Source organism: Micromonospora sp. DT31 (assembly GCF_049841795.1).
Lineage (GTDB): Bacteria > Actinomycetota > Actinomycetes > Mycobacteriales > Micromonosporaceae > Micromonospora.
The window spans coordinates 445,576-466,596 of sequence record NZ_JBNCKZ010000002.1 but is presented as its reverse complement, the minus strand read 5'-3'; the positions used below and the strand labels follow the sequence as shown (position 1 = coordinate 466,596).

Sequence of the window (21,021 nt, the reverse complement as noted above, 5' to 3'; positions counted from 1 at the left end):
ACGCTGCCATGCAGAACGGGGAGGTCGGCGTGGCGAGCAGGGATCCGCTGGAGGAGGAGTTCCGCGACTTCGTCGCGGCCCGGTCCGGTGCCCTGCTGCGGACCGCCTACCTGCTGGCCGGGGACTGGGCCACCGCCGAGGACCTGCTCCAGACCGCGCTGACCAAGACCTACCTGGCCTGGAAGCGGCTCGGCGGGATCGAGGCCGTCGAGCCGTACACCCGGCGGGTCCTGGTGAACACGTCCACCAGTTGGTGGCGGCGCCGCTGGCACGGCGAGCGCCCCACCGAGGTGCTGCCCGAACGCGCCGGCGCCGACGAGATCGAACAGCAGCTCGACCGCGACGCGCTCTGGCGGCACCTGCGGGAACTGCCGGCCCGACAGCGCGCGGTGCTGGTGCTCCGCTTCTACGAGGACATGTCGGAGGCGCAGACCGCGGCGCTGCTGGAGATCTCCCCGGGCACCGTCAAGAGCCAGACCTCCCGCGCGCTGAACACACTGCGTCGCCGGCTCGGCTCCGCGGCCGCCCTCGACCTGCCCACCGGCGACGCCGAGACGCCCCGCCCGGTGCGGTCGCGTACCCCCTCGACCCCGACCGGCCCGTCCGCGACGCCGGGGCGTGCCGGGCAGCGGGCCGCGCCGGGGGCGGGCATCCCCGCCGCGGGCCCGGCGGCGCGGATACCGAAGCCGGCCGTGCCGTCCACCGCACCGCCGCGCCCGGCCGTCCCGCTCACTGTGGAAACCCGATGAGCGGCATTCGGCCCGGCGCCGACAACCGGACCGGCGGCCCGGAGCGTCAAGTCCCTGTGGGCGAGGACGAGTTGGAGCGGGCGCTGCGGGAGACGATGACCCGCCAGGTCGCCACGTCCCGGCTCTTCGACTCCCGCCGGGCCGAAGCGGTGATGCGGCGGTCGCGGCGCGTGGGCCGGCGGCGTACGCTCACCGGCCTGGCCCTGGCCGGAGTCGCGACCGTGCTGGTCAGCACCGGAGTGGCCCAGATCAACATGGCAGACGGTGGCGTGGGCCCCCCGACGGTCGTGCTCGGCGACCCGCCCGGGCCCTCCGCGCCTGCCACCTCCAGCCCACCGGGGCCCTCGTTCGGGCCGATCCGGGCCGGACTCGACCTGATCATCGACGGCTGGCTGGCCGGCAGCGGGGGCGAGATGCGGGAACTGGCCGGCGTGAGTGGCATCGAACGGGCGCAACGCATCCACGACCGGGGCGGTTGGCTGCTCACCTCGGTGGACAGCACCGCCGGTCGTACCCTCTGGTGGGCGCCGGCCGGCGACGGCAAGCCGCAGGTCGTGCTCGCCGCCGCCGAGGCGGTCGCGATCTCCGCGGACGGTCGGCAGATCGCCTGGCGGGACGGGCCGCACGTGGTCGCCGCCGGGGTGGTGGCCGGGCAGGTCATCGCCCTCACCCGCACCCCCGCCCCGACCGGCGCCGTGCCGGTCGGCTTCGCCGGGGACGAGGTGCTGATCCAGCAACCCGACGACGGTGGGATGAGCGTCTGGAACCGCGCCCTCGACGGCGTACCGGGGCCGGTGAACCCGGACGTGCGTGCCGTCTACGGCATGCGGCCCGACGGCCGGCTGGTCGGCCTGGTCAGCTCCGGGCCGACCCGGCGATCCTGCGTGGCGCTCCTCGACCCGGCCGACGACCTCGCCGCGGTGCGCACCGGCTGCGGCCCGGAGCCGGCCGCCGACGGCCTGGGCGCGGTCTCGCCGGACGGCCGGTGGCTGCTGGTGAACGGCACGGCCGGGACCGCCCTGCTGGTGGACCTGGCCACCCTGGCCACCACCGCCATGTCCCACCCCGCCGGCCCGGTGCTGGCCGGCCCGGCGGCCTGGACCCGCGCCGGTACGGCACTGCACATCGACCCCGCCGGGAAGCTGCTCCGGGTCACACCCGAGCGGGTGCTGGCCGGTGAGCGGCCCACGCCGTGGTCGATCGAGGGGGCACCGCCGGGACGTCGGCCGGTGGTGGTGGCCGACGTCCCCGCCCCACCCGACGGGGCGTAGCGTCGGGCCGGTGAGCGCAGCCGCCCGCATCGACCTGCACACCCACTCCACCGCCAGTGACGGCACGTTGAGCCCGACCGACCTGGTCCGGGCCGCCGCCGACGCCGGACTTGACGTGGTGGCGCTCACCGACCACGACACCACAGCCGGCTGGGCGCCCGCGACGGCCGCCCTGCCACCCGGCCTCACCCTGATTCGGGGCGCCGAGATCTCCTGCCGCTGGTTCGGCGTCGAGCCGGCGATCCCGCTGCACCTGCTCGCGTACCTGTTCGACCCGGCCGAGCCGGAACTGGCCGCGGAACTGGCCCGGGTCCGGCAGGCCCGAACCGAGCGCGGCGAGCGGATCGTCCGACTGCTCCAGGCCGACGGCATCCCGGTGAGCTGGGCGGAGATCCTGACCGGCGCGGCTGGCGGCACCGTCGGTCGCCCGCACATCGCGCAGGCGCTGATCCGAGCCGGTCTGGTCGCCACCACCGCCGAGGCGTTCGGGCCGGACTGGCTGGGCGAGCGCTACCGGCTGCCCAAGGACGACATCGACGTGTTCCGCGCGGTGGCCCTGGTACGCGCCGCCGGCGGGGTGCCCGTGTTCGCCCACCCGAGGGCCAGCCGGCGCGGCCGGATCGTGCCCGACACGCTCGTCGCCGAGCTGGCGGCGGCCGGTCTGGCCGGCCTGGAAGCCGACCACGAGGACCACGACCCGGCCGAACGGGAGCATGTGCGGCGGCTCGCCGCCGAGCTGGGACTGCTGGTCACCGGCTCGTCCGACTTCCACGGCACGCACAAGACCGTGCGGCTCGGCGCGTTCACCACCGGACCCGAGGCGTACGAGCGGATCGTCGCGCAGGCCCGGGGGGTGACCCCGGTCGCTTCGGGCTGAAGCGCGCTGGCCGCACCGCTACCGTGTCCGCGTGGATCTCAAGCTCTTCGGCGAGGTCTTCGTGACCCTGCTGGTGATCGTCGACCCGCCCGGGATGATGCCCATCTTCCTCGCGCTCACCGGGCCGCTGCCCGCGCGCGACCGGAATCGGGCCGCCTGGCAGGCGGTGGCGCTGGCGCTCGGGGTCATCGTGATCTTCGCGGTGGCGGGGCAGACGATCCTGGCCTATCTGCACGTCGACCTGCCGGCGTTGCAGGCCGCCGGCGGTCTGCTGCTGATCCTGGTCGCGCTGGAGTTGCTGACCGGCAAGGCGGACGACCCGAGCCAGCAGGTCACCTCCAACATCGCGTTGGTGCCGCTGGGCACGCCGCTGCTGGCCGGACCGGGCGCGATCGTGGCCACCATGCTGTTCGTGCAGCAGGCCGGCAGCGCCGTGGACTACCTCGCCATCGCACTGGCCATCGTCGCGGTGATGGTCACCGTCTGGGTGGTGCTGCGCTTCTCCGGCGGCATCGTCAAGATCCTGCGGCCCGGCGGCATCGAGGTGCTGACCCGGATCGCCGGCCTGCTGCTGGCCGCCATCGCCGTGCAGCTCATCGCCGACGCGATCGCCGCGTTCGTGACCCAGTACCTCAACAACGCCTGAGTCGTCCGCCCGATGTCTCACCCAGGTGGCAGGATCTCAGGTGTGCGACGACCCCCCGCGGCCCGCCCCACCGGCGGCCGTGCTCCCCGACCCCGCGCCGAGCAGGCCGAGCAGCTCGGCTTCGAGGGCATGCCGGAACGCCTCTTCGTCTGCACCCCCAGCAAACTCGGCGCCTACGCCGACTGTCCCCGCCGCTACCGCTACGCCTACGTGGACCGGCCCGCGCCGCCGAAGGGTCCGCCGTGGGCGCACAACTCGCTCGGCGCCAGCGTGCACACCGCGCTGAAGAACTGGTATGCGTCGGCTCCCGACCGCCGCCGCCCGGAGGTGCTCGGCACCCTGCTCAAGGGCACCTGGGTCCGTGAGGGCTACCGCGACGACCAGCAGGAACGCGACGCCTTCCGGCGGGCGCTGACCTGGCTGGAGTCCTACGTCGCGGGGCTCGACCCGACCGACGAGCCGGTCGGCGTGGAACGGGTGGTGGCGGTGAAGACCGCCGTGCTCGCGTTCAACGGGCGCACCGACCGGATCGACTCCCGACCCGGCCCGGACGGGCGGCCCGAGCTGGTCATCGTCGACTACAAGACCGGCCGCACCGGGCTCGACGCCGACGACGCGCGCGGGTCGCAGGCGCTCGCGCTCTACGCGTACGCGGCCGAGCGGGTGTTCCGGCGGCCCTGCCGTCGGGTCGAACTGCACCACCTGCCCACCGGCACGATCGCCGCGCACGAGCACACCCCCGAGTCCCTGCAACGGCAGCTCACCCGCGCGGAGGACACCGCCCGCGACATCATGGCCGCCGAGCGGGCGGTGGCCGACGGCGGTGACCCCGACGACGCGTTCCCCGCCGAGCCGGGGCCGCGCTGCGGCTGGTGCGACTACCGACGCACCTGCCCCGCCGGTGCGCAGACACCTGGCAAGGAGCCCTGGTCGGCCGTCGAGCGTTTCGCCGAGCCGGCCACCGACACGAACTGATCCGCCGCGGCCAGGGGTCAGGCCGCCGTCAGGCGGGCGGCCCGCTCCTTCGCGGCCTGCTGAATCGGCCCCTCCCGATAACGGCGGGGCACCGCCGCCAGGGCCAGCCGTAGCGCCCGGACGCTCAGGTCCGCCGACAGGGCCGTGGTGGGCAACCCCAGCCCGCCGTAGAGCCGCAGCGCCCACGGCGGCATCAGGCCCAGGGCGGTGCCGGCGATCCCCAGGTACGCCCAGCGGGGCGGACCGAAGTTCAGCCCCACCTTCACCGGCAGGCTGAGCTTCCACGGAATCGGCGGGGCGGTCAGGAACAACGCGGTCTCGGCCGCCTCCCGGGTCATCCGCAACTGCGGGCGTACGTCCCGGTAGTAGGCCTCGATCTCGGCGGCGGTGCCCGGCACGTCGGCCGGGTCCAGCCCCACCAGGGCCGCCGAGCGGCGTTGCTCGGCGTAGTAGCCGTCCACCTCGTCGTCGGTCAGTGCCAACCCGGCCCGCCGTGCCGTGCTCACGAAGGACTCGACCTCGGCGACGTGCACCCAGCGCAGCAAATCCGGATCGTCGACCCGGAACTCCTCCCCGGTGGCCGGGTCGGTGGCCCGCATCCGGGCGTGCAGCCGGCGCAGCCGGTGACCGGCCGCCTCCGCCTCGGCGGTGGTGCCGTAGACCGTCGTCGTCACGTAGGTCGCCGTCCGCATCAGGCGGCCCCAGGCGTCCGTACGGTAGTTGCTGTTCTGCGCGACGCCGGCCATCGCGCGCGGGTGCAACGCCTGCAGGTAGAGCGAACGCAGGCCGGCGACGATCAGGATCGGCTCCTCGTGCACCTTCCACGTGACCGATCCCGGGCCGAACAGGCCGACATCCTCGGTGTCCATCGATCAAGAGTGCCACGTCGCAGGCCGTGCGCGTCCGGCCAGGGGCGCACTTCACAGGCGATCGGGGCCGTGGCGTGAACCGTGCCGCCGGGATCTGCGTGAGTCGAGGTACAGGGTCGCCTCGTAGGCTGGGCGACCTACCACCCACTCGCCGGAGGTGTCGGTGTTCAGGGAAATCAACGGTCTCCCAGGCCATGTGCTGGTCATTCACGCGGTGGTGGTGCTGGTGCCGCTGCTGGCGTTGTTCACCGTCGCGTACGGGGCCGTGCCCCGCTGGCGGCCCCGGCTGGACTGGGCGGTCGTGGCCCTCGCCGTGGTCACCCCGGTCGTCGCCTGGGTGGCGACGGAGTCCGGTGAGGAACTGGAGGAGGTGTTGCGTGGGCGGGGCTACCCGCCCGAGGGTCTCCAGAAGATCCGTGAGCACGCCGAGTACGGCGACATGCTGTTCTGGTACACCCTCGGGCTGGGCGTCGCCGCCCTCCTGCTGGTGCTGGCGACCAGCCGCCTCGCCCGCGCCCGCAATCTGCCCCGCTGGCTGTCGGTGGTGCTCACCGTCGTGGTTGCCGCGCTCGCGGTGGTCGCCCTCTGGTACGTCTACCTGACCGGCGACAGCGGCGCGAAGATGGTGTGGGACGGGGTCGTCTGACCGCTCGTCCGACACGGCTCAGAACAGCAGCCGCGAGCAGAGCAGGCAGGTGAGCAGCACCAGCACCACGCCGACGATCCCGCCGACGCCGTAGGTGAGCCGCTGGGCGCGCTGCTCCGCCTGGTCCATGGCGGCCATGTCCTGCGACGGAAGTTGCCGGGGCGGTGGCGGCTGCACGTGCACCGGCGGCCGCCAGCCCGGCGGGGGAGGGGTGCTCGGCGGAGGCCCCGGGTAGCCGCCCGCGGCCCGCCCGGGCGCGGCGGTCGTACCGGGCCATTCGCCGCCGACGGGGGCCAAGCCGCCGGCCGGCGCGTTCGGGTCCGGTCTGGCCCAGGGGCTCTCCGCGGCCCCGCCGCGCGACCACGCGCTGGTGGGCTCGGACGTGTTCTCCTCGGGCGTGCCGGTTCCGCTGCCGCGGCGGTCCGGCCCCTGCGGGGGTCGGCCGACCGCGGGGTCGGGGTCGGACCCCGGGTCGGGGCTGTCCGGACGTGTATCGCCGCCGGGCTGGTGCGGCGGGGACGGGTGGCCTGTCCTCGCCGCCTCGCTCGCGGGCGGGTCGGGCGCTCGGGGGTCGTCCGTGGTGGCCGGCTGTTCCGGGCGTTGCCAGGTCTGGTCGTCGGGGTTGCCACCGCTCGGCGTCGTCACGCCGTCCGACGCTACCAACGCGCCGGGCCGTCGGCCGCCCGACGCGGCGAGGCCGATGTCACCGGCGACGGTCGGGCCGTCCCGCCCGGCGGGTTTTCCGACCCGCCGCGGCGGGTCGAGCGGGTGGCTGTTCAGCGGTATCGTTGCTGCTCGTGACCGACACCGGCATCCGGGTCCCGCGCGGCGACGACGACCGCGTGGTCGATCTCAGCGAAGACTTCGTGGTGCTGCCCGAGCAGACCACCGACGACACCGACCGTGGCTGGGGTGAGCGCCCCGGCGGCAACGACGACTGGCTGCTCGCCGAGCGCCCGCCGCACTGGGACTGACAGGCGCCTCACCCGCGCACCACCACGGCGAAGCGGCTGCCCTCGGGCAGGCCGACCGCGCGTCGGGCCTGCTCCGGCGGCAGCGCCAGATAGAGCGCGGAGGAACCGTCGACCGCCCCGGCCGAGCCCACCACGTCGAGCACCAGCGCGCGCGTGGCGACCAGGGTCGGACCGTCGGACCCGCCGGCCGGCACGACCAGCAGATCCACCCGGGCGCCCGGACGCAACACGGCGAGGGCGGCCGGTTCGGCCAGCCGGACCGGGACACCGACCGAGCCGGCGGGCAACGCCACGGCTGTCGCGGACGGGCCGGCGGACGGGCCGGGGGCGGAGACCCGCGCCGGCCCGGGCGCGCAGTCGGACGGGCTCCGGAGCACCGCGGCGGCCGTGCCGAGCAGCACCGCGACAAGCGTCACCCGCAGCAGCGTCCGCCTCCGGGGCAGCCCACGCCAGCGGACCGGACGTAACGTCCCTTCACCATCGGCCACCGTCGCCCTCCCGCCCACCGGTTCGACCGTTCGACCAGCAGGCTAGGGCCGGCGTACCGCCCGCCGCCGCCCCACGACCCGGCCCTGTGGATAACCCGCGGATCAGGAAGGGCCGGACGCCGCCGGAGCCTTGCTCGCCGTCGACCCCGACGACGAGGACGACGAGGAACCGGACGACGAGGAACCGGACGACGACGAGGACGAACCGGACGACGGGGACGAGGAGTCCGACGACGGGGAGGACTCGGGCTTGGCGGGCTTGCCCGCCGCGCCGGCGCCGTTGTCGGCGCCCGACGAACGGGAGTCCGTGCGATAGAAGCCGGAGCCCTTGAACACGATGCCGACCGAGTTGAAGAGCTTGCGCAGCCGCCCCTCACACGCCGGGCACTCGGTCAGCGGGTCGTCCGAGAAGGACTGCACCGCCTCGAGTTGGTGACCGCACGCGGTGCAGGCGTACTGGTAGGTGGGCACGTTCTCCTCCGGATCTGGCACGGCCTGTCTGGCACTCGTGGTATTCGAGTGCCAATGGTGCGTCATGGCACCCGGGTTCGTCCAGCGGAAGCGCCCGGACCCACACCCGGCACCGCGACGAGCCCGCCGCCGGGGGTGATCACGCTGTGCACCGGGCGGTCGTGCGCCTGGGCGGGGACCACCTCGACCAGCTCGCCGTCGTGCAGCAGCGCCACGGTGGGCGCGGTGGCGGGGACCCGGGCAAGCGCCCGGTCGTACGAGCCGCCGCCACGGCCGAGCCGCACGCCCCGGCGGTCCACCGCCACCGCCGGCACCACGACCAGCGCCGCCCCGGCCACGGCGGCGCGACCCCGGGGCGGGGCGGTCGGCTCGCGCAGCCCCCGGCCGGCAGCGCGCAGCGACCCGCGGCCGGTGTAGGGGGCCCAGTCCAGGTCCAGGTCGTCGCGGAGCACCGGAAGCAGCAACTCGCCCTCGGGCGGCAACGCCGAGCGCAGCACCTCCGGCAGATCGTCCCCGCCGGGCTCCGAGGCGACCGGGACGTAGGCGGTGATCCGGGCCGGGCGCAGCCGGCGTACCAGCGTCACCAGCTCGGCCTGAACGGACGCCGCGGCTTCGGCGCGGCGCGGCGCGGACAGCGAGCGGCGGGCGGCGAGCAGCGCGACACGCAGATCCCGCTTCGCCCGGGTCGCTTCATCCGAAAATTCCGGCACGCAACACTCCTGACGCAACGCTTGTCCACCGGTCGCTCTGTGTCAGCATCGCACCAAGGGCGCGGAACTTCCGGGGGGAAGCTTGACGCTACGCGGGCGGTTGACGGCGGCCTTCCTCGCGGTGGTCCTCGGCCCCGTCCTGCTCAGCGCGTTCTTCGTCGGGGCCACCCTCAGCGCGGTCGAGCGCAGCCGGGCCACCGAACGGCTCGGCCTGGCGGCGGCCGGCGTGCGTACCTCCGTCGACGCCCTCTGCCAGCAACTGCGCGCGGCGGCCGACGCGGTGGCGCTGGTCGCCGACCCGACGGCCCGGCCCCGCGCGGCCGACCAGGTCGTCGACCGGGGGTTGGCCGCCGCGGTGCTGATCGCCGACGCCGGGGGCGCAACCCGCTACGCCACCGGCGGCGGGCCGGCCGGGCACTGGCAGGACTGCGCCGGCACCCCCGCCGGGCCGGTCGGTGCGCTCGCCGCCCAGGTCCGGCTGCGCGACGCGGCCGGCGTCGACCTGGGCGCGGTGGCCGCCGCGCAGCCCGTCGACCGGGCCTTCGTGGCGCGGCTCGCCGCGGTGACCGGCGTCGGGGTCACCCTCCTCGACGACCCCGGGCGGATCAGCCACACGACCGAGGACCAGGGGGTACGCGCAGCGGTGCTGGCGGCCGCCGGCAAGGCGGACGGGACGGGGGTGGCCGGGACCGGCGACGGCCGGTACGTGCGGCGGGTCGGGCCGTCCCCGGGCCAGCCGCTGCCGCTCGTGCTCTCGGTGCCCGGGGAACGCACACCGGGCCTGTACGGTGCGCTTGCCGCCGCGGTGGCGCTGGCCGCGCTGCTGGCCGTGCTGGTCGCCTGGCGGCTGGCCTGGGTGACCACCCGGCCGCTCGGTGAGCTGGCCGGCGCGGTGGACCGGGTGGCCCGGGGCGACCTGAGCGCCCGGGTGCCGGTGCGCAGCCGCGACGAGATCGGCCGGCTGGCCGGCGCCTTCAACCGGATGACCCGGGAGACCGACAGCTACGTGGCGGCGCTGACCAGCAGCCGGGACCAGCTCCGCAACCACCTCGCCGTGCTCGGCGACACCCTGGCCAGCACGCACGACCTGCAACGCATCCTGCGGGTGATCCTGGACAGCGCGATCGCCGCGACCGGCGCGCGGGCCGGCGCGGTGCTGCTGCTCGACGGCGACGACGTACTGGTCGGCCGGTGCGTCGAAGGGCTCGCCGGTCGGTGGCCGACAGGTGACCCGGCCGACCCGGCGACGCTGCGGGTGCCGCTCGGCGCCGGGGTGCTCGGCGCGGTGGCCGCCACCGGGGAGCCGCAGCGCGGCCGGTGGGCGCCACCCGACACACCGACCGGGGAGCCGCCCTGCGAGACGTACGTGGCGGTGCCGTTCGCCACCCCCGGCACGGTCGAGGCGCGCGGCCCGGACCGGCCCGGGCACCCGCCGCCCGACGACGATCCGCCCGGCCCGACGAGCGCGGCGCTGGGCGTACTGGTGCTCTACGACAGGTTGGGCGGGCACGAGTTCCACGACGACGACCTGGTCACACTGCGCACGTTCGCCGGCCACGCGGCGGTCGCCGTGGAGAACGTCCGGGTGCACGAGGAGGCACAGCGGCTCTCCCTGACCGACCCGTTGACCGGGCTGTGGAACTACCGCTACCTGCGTGAGTCGATCCGGCGGGAGGTGGAGCGGGCGAACCGGTTCGGCCGGATGCTCAGTGTCCTCGCGCTCGACCTGGACCGGTTCAAGAACGTCAACGACACGTGGGGGCACGCGGCCGGGGACGCGGTGCTCGTCGAGTTCGCCCGCCGGGTACGCGGGGTGATCCGCGAGGTGGACCTGGCGTTCCGGCAGGGTGGCGAGGAGTTCGTGGTGCTGCTGCCGGAGACCGACGCGCGGGGCGCCACGGTCGTCGCCGAGCGGCTCGGCGCGGTGGTGCGGGACCAGCCGGTGGCGGTCGACGGGCACGGCGGCGGGCCGATCCAGGTGCCGGTGACCGTCTCCATCGGCATCGCCGTCTACCCGGACCACGCGGCCGGCGGTCAGCAGGTGCTCGACGCGGCCGACGACGCGCTGTACGCGGCGAAGGCCGCCGGACGCGACGGCCACCGGCTGGCCCCGGCGCCCGATCCGGTTCCCGCCGAGGAGGTCCCGGTGGCGGCGGCCTCGGTCGGCCCACCCGACGGGCCGCCCCGGCCGGCCGGTCCCGTCGACCCGGCGGGTGCAGCCCAGGGCGGCGCGTCTTCCGGTCCTCACCCGCCGCGGCAGAGCCGTGGCCGATAGTCTCGCGGCATGTCGGAGCACTCAGCGAACCCCTCAGCGACCTCCGGTCGCTCCCGCGCGGTCAAGGCCGTCATCCCGGCCGCCGGCCTGGCCACCCGGTTCCTGCCGGCCACCAAAGCGGTTCCGAAGGAACTGCTGCCGGTCGTCGACCGGCCGGTGCTGCAGTACATCGTCGAGGAGGCCGCCCAGGCCGGCGTCAACGACGTGCTGCTGATCACCGGTCGGGGTAAGACCTCGATGGTGGACCACTTCGACCGCCGCCCGGACCTGGAGGAACGGCTCGCCAAGAAGCCGGAGCTGCTGGCCGAGGTCAAGCGCACCGAGGAACTGGCCGCGATCTACACGGTCCGCCAGCCGGAACAGCTCGGCCTCGGTCACGCCGTCGGGTACGCCGAGTCGCACGTCGGCGACGCGCCCTTCGCGGTGCTCCTCGGCGACGAGTTCGTCAAGCCGTCGGAGCCGCTGCTGCCGGCCATGCTGGAACTCCAGGCCCGCACCGGCGGCGTGGTGCTCGCGTTCTTCGAGGTCGACCCGGCCGAGACCAGCCGCTACGGCATCGCCTCGGTCGAGCCGGCCGGGCCGGAGTACACCGACATCGCCGAGGTCGTCACCGTCACCGGGATGGTGGAGAAGCCCAGCCCGGAGGACGCCCCCAGCAACCTCGCCGTGCTCGGCCGGTACGTCCTGCCCGGGAAGATCTTCGACGCGATCCGGCGCACCCGGCCGGGCAGCGGCGGGGAGATCCAGCTGACCGACGCGATGGAGCTGCTGCGGACCGAGGGGGTGCCGGTGCACGCCATCGTCTACCGGGGCACCCGCTACGACACCGGCATGCCGCTGGGCTACCTGCAGACCGTGGTGCAGATCGCCGCCGAGCGGGACGACGTGGGCGCCGAGTTCCGCAAGTGGCTGACCGAGTTCGTCAACAACGGCGACGAGACGGTCACCGCGGCGATCCTCAACGGCGTGCGTGACGCGTCCGGCGGTGCCGATACATGACCGCGACGGCCGACGCCGAGGCGGCCGCGAACGAGTTGACGCCGCTCGCCGACTACCTGGGCAGTGTGCTGCGCAGGTTACGCGCGCTGCCGCCACTCGACCTCGACCTGACCCAGGCGTACGGCAACGTGCTCGCCGAGGACGTGGTCGCCCCGCACTCGTACCCCGCCTTCGACCAGGCGGCGGTGGACGGGTACGCCGCGCGCTGGGAGGACATCTCCGGTGGGAGCCGGGGGCCGGGCTACGTCCCGGCCCCCTCCGGCATGCCCGGCGGGCGCACCATCCGGCTCAACGTGGTCGGTGACATGGGCGCGGCGAGCTGGCGGCCGGTGCGGCTCACCCCCGGCTCGTGTTTCTCGGTGGCGGCCGGCGCGCCGCTGCCGATCGGCGCCGACGTGGTCGTCCCGGTGGAGTGGACCGATCAGGGCATGGCCGCCGTGGAGATCTTCCGCGCCCCCAAACGCGGGTACGGCCTGCGCCGGGCCGGGGAGGAACTGGCCGCCGGCACGCTGCTCGCCCGCGCCGGCGCCTACGTGTCACCGGCCCTGGTCGCGGTGTTCGCCGCCACCGGCATCGGCCACGTGGTGGTGCGGCCCAGCCCGCGTGTGGTCATCGTGGCCACCGGCGACGAACTGGTCGACGTGGGCCGGGGCAGCCAGCCCGGCCAGGTGGTGGACGCCAACTCGCACGCGTTGACCGCGGCGGCGGCCGAGGCGGGCGCGCTCGCGTACCGGGTGGGGATCTGCGACGACGACCCGGAGGCGCTGCGCGGCCTGCTGGAGGACCAGACCCTGCGGGCCGACCTGATCCTCACCACCGGTGGCACCGGCACCGGCCCCGGCGACATGGTCCGCCGGATCCTGTCCCGCCGTGACGGCGGGCCGGCCGGTCCGGTCACCTTCACCGAGGTGGCCCTCTATCCGGGGACGTCCCTCGGATTCGGTACGGTCGGCGCCGAGGAGGTGCCGGTGGTGTGTCTTCCCGGCGAGCCCGGCTCGGCGCTGATCGGCTTCGAGGTGCTGGCCCGGCCCGCCATCCAACTGCTCGCCGGGGCCGAGCCGGTGTTCCGGCCGAGCGTCCGCGCGCACCTGTTGGAAACGGTGTCGTCGCCGGTGGGGCTGCGCGAGTTCCGGCCGGCGCACGTGGCCGAGCGGCGCGGCGGCGGGTACACGGTGCAGCCGCTGAACGGTGGCCCGTACACGCTGTCCGGTCTGTCCGACGCGAACGGCCTGCTGGTGCTCGGCGAGCGGGTGACCACCGCGGCGGCGGGGTCCACGGTGGATGTGCTCCTGCTGGACCGGCGCCGGTGAGCGCGAGGAGTGAGCTTGCGAGCCCCGCAGTCGCGATCGGAAGGCTGGCCCGGTGAGCGCGAGGAGTGAGCTTGCGAGCCCCGCAGTCGCGATCGGAGGGTCGGCTCGGTGATGTTCCGGCGGGCGCCGGGGTGGCCGGTGGTGCTGGTGGACGGTCCGGTGGTGCTGCGTCCCTACCGGCGTTCCGACGCGTCCGCCTGGTCGGAGATCCGCCGCGCGAACCGGCAGTGGCTCGCCCCGTGGGAGTCCCACATCCCGGGTGGTTGGCACGAGTCCAACTCGCCGGCCGCGTTCCGCCTGGTCCACGCCGACCAGCGCCGGTCCGCGCGTACCGGTGAGGGCATGCCGTTCGCGGTGTGCCTGCGGGAGCACGGCCAGGAACGGCTGGTCGGCCACCTCAACGTGGGCAGCATCGTGCGGCGGGCGTTCTGCTCCGCGTACGTGGGGTACTGGGTGGACTCCCGGGTGGCGGGTCGGGGTGTGATCCCGACCGCGGTGGCGCTCGCCGTGGACCACGCGTTCGGCCCCGGCGGTCTGCATCGGATCGAGGTGAACATCCGCCCGGAGAACACGCCGTCCCGGCGGGTGGTGGAGAAGCTCGGCTTCCGCGAGGAGGCCTACCACGTGCGCTACATGCACATCGACGGGGCGTGGCGCGACCACATCGGATATGCGATGACCGGCGAGGAAGTGGCCGCCGAGGGCGGGCTGCTGGCCAGGTGGCACCGCGTGCGTGACAACCGTCGCTGACGTCACCCTCCGGCGCGGCGCACGGTGAACAGGGTCGGCGGCCCGTAACCTCAAGTAACTGCAAGCTGCGGCAAGCGCTGCCCGCCCGCACGATGTGCGCCGTAAACGACGGTCGATAGAAGAAGTTGCGGCGGTGCGGCGCTCGCCTCGAACTTGGTGACGGGAGGGGTGAGGGTGCCCACGTCGGTGCTCCTCGCCGTCCTCGCCGCCGCCGGTCTGCTCGCCCTCGCTCCGGCGCTGGTCCGCCGGTACGACGCCACCGAGCGGCTGGTGGCGGAGCGGGCGCAGTCGACGGCGCGGGTGATTCAGCGCGAGCGTCGGCGTCGCACCGTGCCCGGCCGGCGCCCACTGTACCCGCCGCGCTCCCTCGTCGTTACCCTCAGTGAGAACGCCGATACGGGTGGTCTTGACCGGCCGGTGTCCGCGCCGCCCGTGCGGCGTCGTTCCGGGCGGCTCCGCCCGGTTTCCGCCATCCCGGCGCAGTCCCGCCGGCGGCACCCGCCCCATCGGCGCCACACCCCGGCGGTCTACCGCCGGCGTCGGGTGCTTGCCGCGTTGCTGCTGCTCAACCTGGTCGAGTTGGGCGGCGTGGTGCTCGTCGGCCCCGGGTTCTGGATCAGCGTGTCGGTGACCGGGGCGCTGCTGGTGGCGTACGTCGTGCACCTGCGGCAGCGGGCCCTGGCCGAGCGTCGGCGGCGGCGCGCGGACGCCCGCGAGGCGGCCTGGCTGGCCGCCCGACAGGCTGAGGTGCGCCGCGAGCAGGCCCGGCGCGCGGCGGCCCGGCGGGAGGTGCAGCGCCGGCTGGCCGCCCAGCGGGAGGCGGTTCGGCGTACCGCGATGGGCCTGGACCGCCCGGCGGACCTGCCGCCCGCGGCGAGCGGCGGCTCGGTCTCCTACCGGCGGTCGGGCGGCCTGCGCGGACGCCCCTACCAGTCCGGCCGGGGCGCCTGACCGCCGGCGCCGCCGTGCGGCGCTGCTCCGCAGCGGTGGGGCGGTTCGCGTCGTGAGGGCGCGACCTGTTAGCCTTGTCGCCGGCCCACCCGGTGAAAGCTGGGTGGGACCGACGCTGGTTCGCCAGCGGAGGGGCTGTGGCGCAGACCGGTAGCGCACCTCGTTCGCATCGAGGGGGTCAGGGGTTCAAATCCCCTCAGCTCCACCCAGTTGAAAGGCCGTTTCCCGTGGGGGGGAGACGGCCTTTTTCGATCCTTGTAGCAGCGGCGTACCGCAGCCGGTCCCGCCCCCTCCATGGCACGGTGGAGGCCCCGCCGGGCCGCCACCATGCCGATCACCCGCCGGCGTCAGTCGAACAGCCGGTCGAGCGCTTCCTGTTCGAGGTCGCGCCAACGCTGGGCGTCCTTCAGTGCCTTGGCGATCTCCTTCTCGTCGAGGTGGTGGGATCACCACCCCGTCGCTGCTGCCCACACCCGTCAGGTGTCGGCCAGGCCAGCCAGGCGCCCACCTGATCGATGACCTCGTTCCGCGCCGGGTCCTAGTCACCGGCCCGGTGGGCGGTGCCGCGAGGCTCCGCTTGGTCGCGGCGTAGCCCTCCCGGTCTTGTGGAATGCGAGCGCAGCCAGTCGCGGAAGAGCTTGTCCTGATCGGTTCGTGCTCCCGGCTCCCTGACCGCGCGCAGCCTACGCGGCACAGACGGGTGCACCGTTGGTACACGTAGTTGGGTATCGTGCTCGTCATGCCGCAGGACCGTCGGCCTGCACCGGCTCGCACTGGCCCGTTGGATCGACAACGTGATCTTGCGGGGGCTGCTGACGCCGCTGGCCACACTCGTCGTCGCTCCGGTGGTCGCCGGCGTCGTGGGGGTTGTCGCGCTGGTCGGGGGCGCCTTCGATCGGCCCCCGGCGTTCTGCGAGTCGGCCCTCGGCGACAACCGCTGCGAGGAGGTCACCCTCGGCATGGTGGGCGAGCATGTGCTCCTCGCCGCTGCGGTGTGGCTGTTGTTCTGGTTGGTGCCGTGGTGGCGCGGCCTACGCAATCTGCGGATCCTGTTGGCTGTCATCGTCTGCGCCGTGCTGGCGTCCGCGCCGATCCGCATGGCCAGCTGACCGCCGGGAACGGGCCGAGGCCGTCGCCGGACAGATGCGGGCTGGATGAGCAGAGCTCCATCAGCGCGCCGATGGCACCGGCCACGCCGAGCAGCGTTGGACGCCGCGCAGGCCGATTTATTCCGCGAGGCATTGCGATGAATGGCGGCCCCAGTCGCGCAACTGGGACCGCCAATCACTGGGAATAATTGTTCATGGAATCAAGGTGGCGTTAGCAGAGTTTCGTCGGGGAGAATTCCAGCTTGTTGATCCTGACCGGCAACGGGAGCCAGTTGTTCTCCCCGTTGCAGAACTTCTCCCGCCTGCCGTCGTAAGTGATGTAGCCCGACCAGGTGCCGGTCCAGAAGAAGCTCGCTTTCTTGTTCGGCGGATAGTAGGTGCCGGTGCAGTTGAACCTCGACACGGTGCCGTCGGTGTAGGTCAGCCTCGCTGCATGCTGAGGATCCTGGCAGCTCTGAATGGTCACCGCCTGAGCGGGGCTTGCGGCCACCACGACGCCGGCGGCGACAGTCGCGGCGACAAGCAACGTCGACTGCACCATTTCCCGCACGCGGGCAGACTTGCGCACATTCGCTCTCATTGTTGTCCTTCCCCCATTGGGCCGTCATTCGGCTTGCGACGAATATAGATCACTGGTTCCGCACACGCAACAGGCGGTGGCGTTAGAGGCGTTCGGCGACGGAGCAAAAGGCGTACGTGCCTCCATCGGCTACTTGTTCCGCCGGGCCGCGAATAGTCGAGGGCCTTCGATGCGACGTCCCTTGTTGGATGGAATGGTGCAACCAAACGGCCGTTAATGTGGCTTTCGCCGTCTTGGGAAGGGTGCACCCGCCTCGATGCATTCGCCGGAGTCGCCACCGCCCGGCTACGCGGACGGCTCGCCGCCGACCCAGACCATGTGCCGTCCGGCCGCAACAGCACCGCGGATGCGGTCGCGGCCACCCGAGTCGCCGCGGCCCGGTCCGGACCTTTCTGGGAGGCTGAGGGGATGGGACAGTCGGCATGGCCCGAGATTTCTGCGCTGGCGGCAGCAGCCCCGTATCCGGTGGAGGTGCTTCCGGTCGATCGCCGGCGGGCGGACGCCTGCCTGGAGGCCCTGGCGATCACCACCCGGTCGTGGCTCGGGGCGGTGGTCGCCAACAGCGGCGGGCTGGTGATCGACCACGGTTGGCTTCGGGTGCTCGGGGTGGGCACGATGGGCTTTCCGAGGTGGCTGCCGAGCTGACCGGGGGCGCTGATCGCCTGGTGATCGCGTTCGATGTGCTGGGTGGGCAGTTCGCGTGGCCGCAGGTGCAACCGGGCGCGCGGCCGACGCTTCACTACTTCGGCCCGGAGGACCTGGCTTGGCAGGATCTTGAACTCGGGTACGGCGACTGGCTGGAGGCGATGCTCGCCGGTGCCACGGCCCGGTTCTACGAGGACCTGCGGTGGCCGGGGTGGGAAGCCGAGGTGGCCGGTCTGGCTCTGGACAAGGGAATCAGTGTGTTTCCCCCGCGGACCAGGGAGGGCAGGGACCTCTCGGCCGTGTCCCGCAGGCCCATCCGGCTCTCGGAACTCGTCTCGGCTCACCAGGATGCGGCACGTCAGCTCGGTTTCCGCTGACGCGCCGGGTCGGCAGCCGACGACCGCTGCCTCGTCGGGCTGCCGAACCACCTGGCCAGCGCGCCCTCAAGCGACTGCTGATCGTCGCCCACCAGACCACGTGCCCGTCCGGCCGAAACAGCACCGCCGGTCGAGGTCCATGAGCTGCGCCAGCAACTGCCGTATCGCCTGGGGTCCGAGCTCGTTGGTGGCCAGCAGCATTCTGCGCGCGGGTGTTGGTCAGCACGTCGGCGGCGACCGGGCGCCGCTCGGTCTGGTAGGTGTCCAGTAGGTCGACCGGCGCCCACCCGTTGACGGCCGCCGCCAGCTTCCAGCCCAGGTTGAACGCGTCCTGGATGCCGAGGTTGAGGCTCTGCCCGCCCAGCGGTGGGTGGACGTGGGAGTGCCTGCCGCCCTGTTCCAGGAAGCGCTCCAGCAGCCCGTGCTGGTCCATCACCTCGATGCTGCGGACGTGCAGCCCGAGCGACCGCACGTACACTCGGCGTCCTTCTCCAGCACGAGCACGCCGACGCCCCGAAGGCGCAGTTTGCCCGCCGGCATCATGCCGTTCGGCCCACCGGCGACCACGATCACAGCGAACACACCCGCCCCCGTGTCGAACGTCAGGCGATCGTCCTCCTGGACGGCACGAACCCGCCGGACAGGGAGCGGATGCCCGCCACGAGTGCGGCGACGATCGGCCGCTTATCGAACCGACCATATCCCCCGTGGCGGAAGGCGCGTGCCTCGAAGAACAGGCGCGCGCGCAACTCGTCGACGTCGTCGCCGAGGTGGCCGGTCCGCTCCCACCGCTCGCGTACGGTCCGCGCGGTGGTGGCGAGCGCCTCGAAGCTGCCCTGCAACTCGTAACCGTTGTACGTGCCGGCGAAGCGGAAGAACTCAGTGCTGCCGGCACCGTCGTCCGGCACCTGTACCTGTTCCGCCATGGTCTGCTCCGGTGCTCAGAGGGTCGGGGCGGAGGGTCGAGACTGCAACCGCCGGGCAGGGTCAGGTCGCGCGACGCCCGCCGAGCTTGGCCAGCAGTACGAGGGCGCCACCGCCGATAACGAGACCGATGACGGCGAAGGCGAGCGTCTGGAGCAGCCAGTGGGCGCCGCTGAGCAGCGACGTGGCCAGCCATACGCAGAGCAGAGTGGTCGGCACCGTGAGGACCAGGGCCACCACGACGGCTGTCGTCCACTGCCCGGTCGTGGCCTCCGGGTAGGTGTTCCACCAGCTCTGCTTCGACCCCGTGGCCCGCTCCATGATGGACCGGTTACCCGTGTCGACGCGCCGGCAATCCGGTCAGCCTCGGCGGAACGTACGACGGTAGGCGTCCGGCGGCACGCCGACCGTGCGCTGGAAGTGCCGGCGCAGCGTCGTCGCCGTACCCATGCCGGACGCCTCGGCGACGGCGTCGATGCTGTCGTCGGTGTTCTCCAGCAGTTCCTGCGCGCGCCGGATGCGCTGCGTCGCCAGCCACTGCGACGGTGTGGCGCCGGTCGCGGCGGTGAAGTGGCGGACCAGGTTGCGGGTGCTCATGGTGGCCTGGCGGGCCAGGTCCGCGACGGTCAGCGGGCGGTCCAGCCGCGCCATCGCCCAGGGCAGCAGCGCGGCGAGCGGGTGGTCCTCGCGGGCCGGGACCGGCGTGGTGACGTACTGGGCCTGGCCGCCGGCCCGGTGCGGTGGCACGACCAGGCGGCGGGCGACCGCGTTGGCGACCGTGGAGCCGTGGTCGCGGCGGATCAGGTGCAGGCACAGGTCGATGGCGGCGGCCTTGCCGGCGGAGGCGAGCACGGTGCCGTTGTCCACGTAGAGCACGTCCGGGTCGACGTGGACGCGTGGGTAGCGGGCGGCGAGCGCGTCGGTGTGCGCCCAGTGCGTGGTGGCGCGCAGCCCGTCGAGGATGCCGGCGGCGGCGAGCACGAACGCGCCGGTGCAGAACGAGACCATCCGGGCGCCCGCGGCGTGGGCGGCGCGGACGGCGTCGACCAGGTCGGCCGGCGGCTCGGCGTCGGGGTTCTCGATCGCCGGGACGATCACCGTGTCGGCGCGGGCGAGGTGGTCCAGCCCCTGGTCGGGGGTGATCGTGAACCGGCCGACGCCGACCGGGCCCCGGCCGCAGACCACCAGGTCGTACCAGGGGTCGGCCAGCCCGGTCGGGTCGCGGACGAAGATCTCGCAGGCGGCGGCCAGCTCGAAGTGCAGCATCCCGTCGGTGGCGGCGAGCGCGATGGTGGCCATGTCCGAAACTGTACGGACGCTGGCGTTTGCGACACTGGCCCGGCCCGCACGACCCGGCGACGATCGTCTCAGTCGATCTTCGAGGGGGAGCAGCATGCGGGTGGCGGTGTTCGGGGCGTACGGGCACACCGGGCGGTTCGTGGTGGCGGAGCTGCGCGAGCGGGGGTACGAGCCGCTGCCGCTCGGGCGCGACGCGGGGAAACTGGCGGCTGCTTTCCCCGGGGTGGAGCGCCGGGTGGCGTCGGTCGACGATCCGGCGGCGCTGGACCGGGCGCTGGCCGGGGCGGCGGCGGTGGTCAACTGCGCCGGACCGTTCGCTTCGACCGCCGGACCGCTGATCGAGGCCGTGTTGCGGACGGGGATCCCCTACATCGACGTGGCGGCCGAGATCGAGGCGAACCGGGACACGTTCGCCCACTACGCCGACCGTGCGGAGGCCGCGGGAGTCGCGGTGGTGCCGGCCATGGCGTTCTTCGGCGGGCTCGGTGACCTGCTGGTCACCACCGCGATGGCTGACTGGACGGCGGCCGACGAGGCGCACGTCGCGTACGGGCTGAGCAGCTGGCACCCGACGGCCGGGACGGTCGCCTCCGGCGTCGTCTCGCGTGAGCGCCGCGACGGGCGGCGGCTCCGTTTCACCGACGGGCGCCTGGTGTACGCCGAGGGCGAGCTACCGCGGCTGGACTGGGAGTTCCCGGCACCGCTGGGTGTCCGGCCGGTGCTCGGCGAGTTCACCATGGCCGACGTGGTGACCGTGCCCAGTCACCTGGACATCCCGGAGGTGTGCACGTACATGACCGCGAACGCGGCGGGGGACCTGGCCGCCGGGAAAGCGCCGGCCGCGGCGGACGAGCGTGGCCGGTCCGCGCAGACGTTCACCGTCGACGTGGTGGTGCGCTCCGGCGACGTTCGGCGGCGCGTGGTCGCCCACGGGCAGGACATCTACGCGATCAGCGCGCCGCTGGCGGCGGAGGCGGTGCACCGCGTCCTGACCGGGCGGACCCGGGCGAGGGGTGTCGCTTCGGCCGGCCGGATGTTCGACGCGCCGGATTTCCTGCGCGCCCTATCGGGCCACCTCACCGTGCGGTCGCCGCAGGCGTGACGGCCGGGTGCCGGCGCGGTCTTT

At 73.8% G+C, this 21,021-nt stretch carries 24 protein-coding genes, 1 tRNA gene and 2 pseudogenes; 16 read left to right on the top strand and 11 right to left on the bottom strand.

The window, feature by feature from the left end; all coding sequences use genetic code 11:
• The first annotated feature begins 29 nt into the window (after positions 1–29).
• From ACLQ2X_RS06080 to ACLQ2X_RS06060, 5 genes are read left to right on the top strand one after another with little or no spacing between them, the layout of a single operon-like run.
• Positions 30–749, top strand: a complete 720-nt coding sequence (locus ACLQ2X_RS06080) for a SigE family RNA polymerase sigma factor (protein ID WP_425679930.1) — start codon at positions 30–32, stop codon at positions 747–749.
• Positions 746–2,020 (top strand): hypothetical protein, encoded by a 1,275-nt coding sequence (locus tag ACLQ2X_RS06075; protein WP_425679929.1) that lies wholly within the window; start codon positions 746–748, stop codon positions 2,018–2,020. Before ACLQ2X_RS06080 ends, ACLQ2X_RS06075 begins: the two co-directional genes overlap by 4 nt.
• A 10-nt stretch (positions 2,021–2,030) precedes the next feature.
• Entirely contained in the window at positions 2,031–2,897 is an 867-nt protein-coding gene (locus tag ACLQ2X_RS06070; RefSeq protein ID WP_425679928.1) for a PHP domain-containing protein, read from the top strand.
• A gap of 31 nt (positions 2,898–2,928) precedes the next feature.
• Positions 2,929–3,543, top strand: a complete 615-nt coding sequence (locus tag ACLQ2X_RS06065; RefSeq protein WP_425679927.1) for a MarC family protein — start codon at positions 2,929–2,931, stop codon at positions 3,541–3,543.
• 42 nt (positions 3,544–3,585) lie between these two features.
• Complete coding sequence (locus ACLQ2X_RS06060) at positions 3,586–4,518, top strand: RecB family exonuclease (RefSeq protein ID WP_425679926.1); 933 nt, start codon at positions 3,586–3,588, stop codon at positions 4,516–4,518.
• 17 nt (positions 4,519–4,535) lie between these two features.
• Here ACLQ2X_RS06060 and ACLQ2X_RS06055 read toward each other — a convergent pair whose 3' ends face one another.
• Positions 4,536–5,387 carry an oxygenase MpaB family protein gene (locus ACLQ2X_RS06055; protein WP_425679925.1) on the bottom strand — a complete coding sequence of 284 codons (852 nt, stop codon included), beginning with the start codon at positions 5,385–5,387 and terminating at the stop codon, positions 4,536–4,538.
• A 163-nt stretch (positions 5,388–5,550) separates the two neighbouring features.
• Here ACLQ2X_RS06055 and ACLQ2X_RS06050 point away from each other — a divergent pair, with 163 nt between their 5' ends.
• Positions 5,551–6,033, top strand: coding sequence for a DUF2231 domain-containing protein (locus ACLQ2X_RS06050; RefSeq protein ID WP_425679924.1), 483 nt, complete (start codon positions 5,551–5,553; stop codon positions 6,031–6,033).
• An 18-nt stretch (positions 6,034–6,051) separates the two neighbouring features.
• On the opposite strand, the gene ACLQ2X_RS06045 is transcribed toward ACLQ2X_RS06050, so the two are convergent.
• Positions 6,052–6,678 (bottom strand): hypothetical protein, encoded by a 627-nt coding sequence (locus ACLQ2X_RS06045; RefSeq protein WP_425679923.1) that lies wholly within the window; start codon positions 6,676–6,678, stop codon positions 6,052–6,054.
• 152 nt (positions 6,679–6,830) lie between these two features.
• Between ACLQ2X_RS06045 and ACLQ2X_RS06040 the strand changes: the two genes are divergently transcribed.
• Complete coding sequence (locus ACLQ2X_RS06040) at positions 6,831–7,007, top strand: hypothetical protein (protein ID WP_425679922.1); 177 nt, start codon at positions 6,831–6,833, stop codon at positions 7,005–7,007.
• Between the two features lie 8 nt (positions 7,008–7,015).
• Here the strand turns inward: ACLQ2X_RS06040 and ACLQ2X_RS06035 are convergent, their stop codons facing one another.
• The 3 genes from ACLQ2X_RS06035 to ACLQ2X_RS06025 form a co-directional block, all read right to left on the bottom strand.
• Positions 7,016–7,495: a flagellar biosynthesis protein FlgA gene (locus tag ACLQ2X_RS06035; protein ID WP_425679921.1), complete on the bottom strand. Its 480-nt coding sequence runs from the start codon at positions 7,493–7,495 to the stop codon at positions 7,016–7,018.
• Positions 7,496–7,597: 102 nt separating this feature from the next.
• Positions 7,598–7,987, bottom strand: coding sequence for an FmdB family zinc ribbon protein (locus ACLQ2X_RS06030; protein ID WP_425679920.1), 390 nt, complete (start codon positions 7,985–7,987; stop codon positions 7,598–7,600).
• Positions 7,988–8,028: 41 nt separating this feature from the next.
• Positions 8,029–8,676: a 5-formyltetrahydrofolate cyclo-ligase gene (locus ACLQ2X_RS06025; RefSeq protein WP_425679919.1), complete on the bottom strand. Its 648-nt coding sequence runs from the start codon at positions 8,674–8,676 to the stop codon at positions 8,029–8,031.
• A gap of 82 nt (positions 8,677–8,758) precedes the next feature.
• On the opposite strand from ACLQ2X_RS06025, the gene ACLQ2X_RS06020 reads away from it, so the two are divergent.
• From ACLQ2X_RS06020 to ACLQ2X_RS05990, 7 genes are all read left to right on the top strand, one after another.
• Positions 8,759–10,951, top strand: a complete 2,193-nt coding sequence (locus ACLQ2X_RS06020; protein WP_425679918.1) for a diguanylate cyclase — start codon at positions 8,759–8,761, stop codon at positions 10,949–10,951.
• A 9-nt stretch (positions 10,952–10,960) separates the two neighbouring features.
• Complete coding sequence (locus tag ACLQ2X_RS06015) at positions 10,961–11,950, top strand: UTP--glucose-1-phosphate uridylyltransferase (protein ID WP_425679917.1); 990 nt, start codon at positions 10,961–10,963, stop codon at positions 11,948–11,950.
• Complete coding sequence (gene glp / locus ACLQ2X_RS06010; RefSeq protein WP_425679916.1) at positions 11,947–13,260, top strand: gephyrin-like molybdotransferase Glp; 1,314 nt, start codon at positions 11,947–11,949, stop codon at positions 13,258–13,260. The genes ACLQ2X_RS06015 and glp overlap by 4 nt, the downstream gene beginning before the upstream one ends.
• A 111-nt stretch (positions 13,261–13,371) precedes the next feature.
• The gene (locus tag ACLQ2X_RS06005; RefSeq protein WP_425680028.1) at positions 13,372–14,010 is read left to right on the top strand and encodes a GNAT family N-acetyltransferase; all 639 of its coding nucleotides are present in this window, start codon (positions 13,372–13,374) and stop codon (positions 14,008–14,010) included.
• A 168-nt stretch (positions 14,011–14,178) separates the two neighbouring features.
• Positions 14,179–14,961, top strand: coding sequence for a hypothetical protein (locus tag ACLQ2X_RS06000; protein WP_425679915.1), 783 nt, complete (start codon positions 14,179–14,181; stop codon positions 14,959–14,961).
• 131 nt (positions 14,962–15,092) lie between these two features.
• Positions 15,093–15,166 (top strand) — tRNA-Ala (locus tag ACLQ2X_RS05995).
• Positions 15,167–15,755: 589 nt separating this feature from the next.
• Positions 15,756–16,070: a hypothetical protein gene (locus ACLQ2X_RS05990; protein WP_425679914.1), complete on the top strand. Its 315-nt coding sequence runs from the start codon at positions 15,756–15,758 to the stop codon at positions 16,068–16,070.
• Positions 16,071–16,281: 211 nt separating this feature from the next.
• On the opposite strand, the gene ACLQ2X_RS05985 is transcribed toward ACLQ2X_RS05990, so the two are convergent.
• The gene (locus tag ACLQ2X_RS05985; RefSeq protein WP_425679913.1) at positions 16,282–16,650 is read right to left on the bottom strand and encodes a hypothetical protein; all 369 of its coding nucleotides are present in this window, start codon (positions 16,648–16,650) and stop codon (positions 16,282–16,284) included.
• Between the two features lie 216 nt (positions 16,651–16,866).
• Here ACLQ2X_RS05985 and ACLQ2X_RS05980 point away from each other — a divergent pair.
• Positions 16,867–17,672: pseudogene (locus ACLQ2X_RS05980) on the top strand (DUF2625 family protein).
• A gap of 129 nt (positions 17,673–17,801) precedes the next feature.
• On the opposite strand, the pseudogene ACLQ2X_RS05975 reads toward ACLQ2X_RS05980, so the two are convergent.
• The 5 genes and pseudogenes from ACLQ2X_RS05975 to ACLQ2X_RS05955 all read right to left on the bottom strand — a co-directional run.
• Positions 17,802–18,063, bottom strand: a pseudogene (locus ACLQ2X_RS05975) (FAD-dependent monooxygenase); the annotation flags it as partial.
• A gap of 41 nt (positions 18,064–18,104) precedes the next feature.
• The gene (locus ACLQ2X_RS05970) at positions 18,105–18,239 is read right to left on the bottom strand and encodes a hypothetical protein (RefSeq protein WP_425680027.1); all 135 of its coding nucleotides are present in this window, start codon (positions 18,237–18,239) and stop codon (positions 18,105–18,107) included.
• 35 nt (positions 18,240–18,274) lie between these two features.
• Positions 18,275–18,598, bottom strand: a complete 324-nt coding sequence (locus ACLQ2X_RS05965; protein ID WP_425679912.1) for a hypothetical protein — start codon at positions 18,596–18,598, stop codon at positions 18,275–18,277.
• Between the two features lie 61 nt (positions 18,599–18,659).
• Positions 18,660–18,917 (bottom strand): hypothetical protein, encoded by a 258-nt coding sequence (locus ACLQ2X_RS05960; RefSeq protein ID WP_425679911.1) that lies wholly within the window; start codon positions 18,915–18,917, stop codon positions 18,660–18,662.
• Positions 18,918–18,956: 39 nt separating this feature from the next.
• Positions 18,957–19,895: a helix-turn-helix domain-containing protein gene (locus ACLQ2X_RS05955; protein WP_425679910.1), complete on the bottom strand. Its 939-nt coding sequence runs from the start codon at positions 19,893–19,895 to the stop codon at positions 18,957–18,959.
• A 94-nt stretch (positions 19,896–19,989) separates the two neighbouring features.
• Between ACLQ2X_RS05955 and ACLQ2X_RS05950 the strand changes: the two genes are divergently transcribed.
• Entirely contained in the window at positions 19,990–20,997 is a 1,008-nt protein-coding gene (locus tag ACLQ2X_RS05950; protein WP_425679909.1) for a saccharopine dehydrogenase NADP-binding domain-containing protein, read from the top strand.
• Positions 20,998–21,021 lie beyond the last annotated feature (24 nt).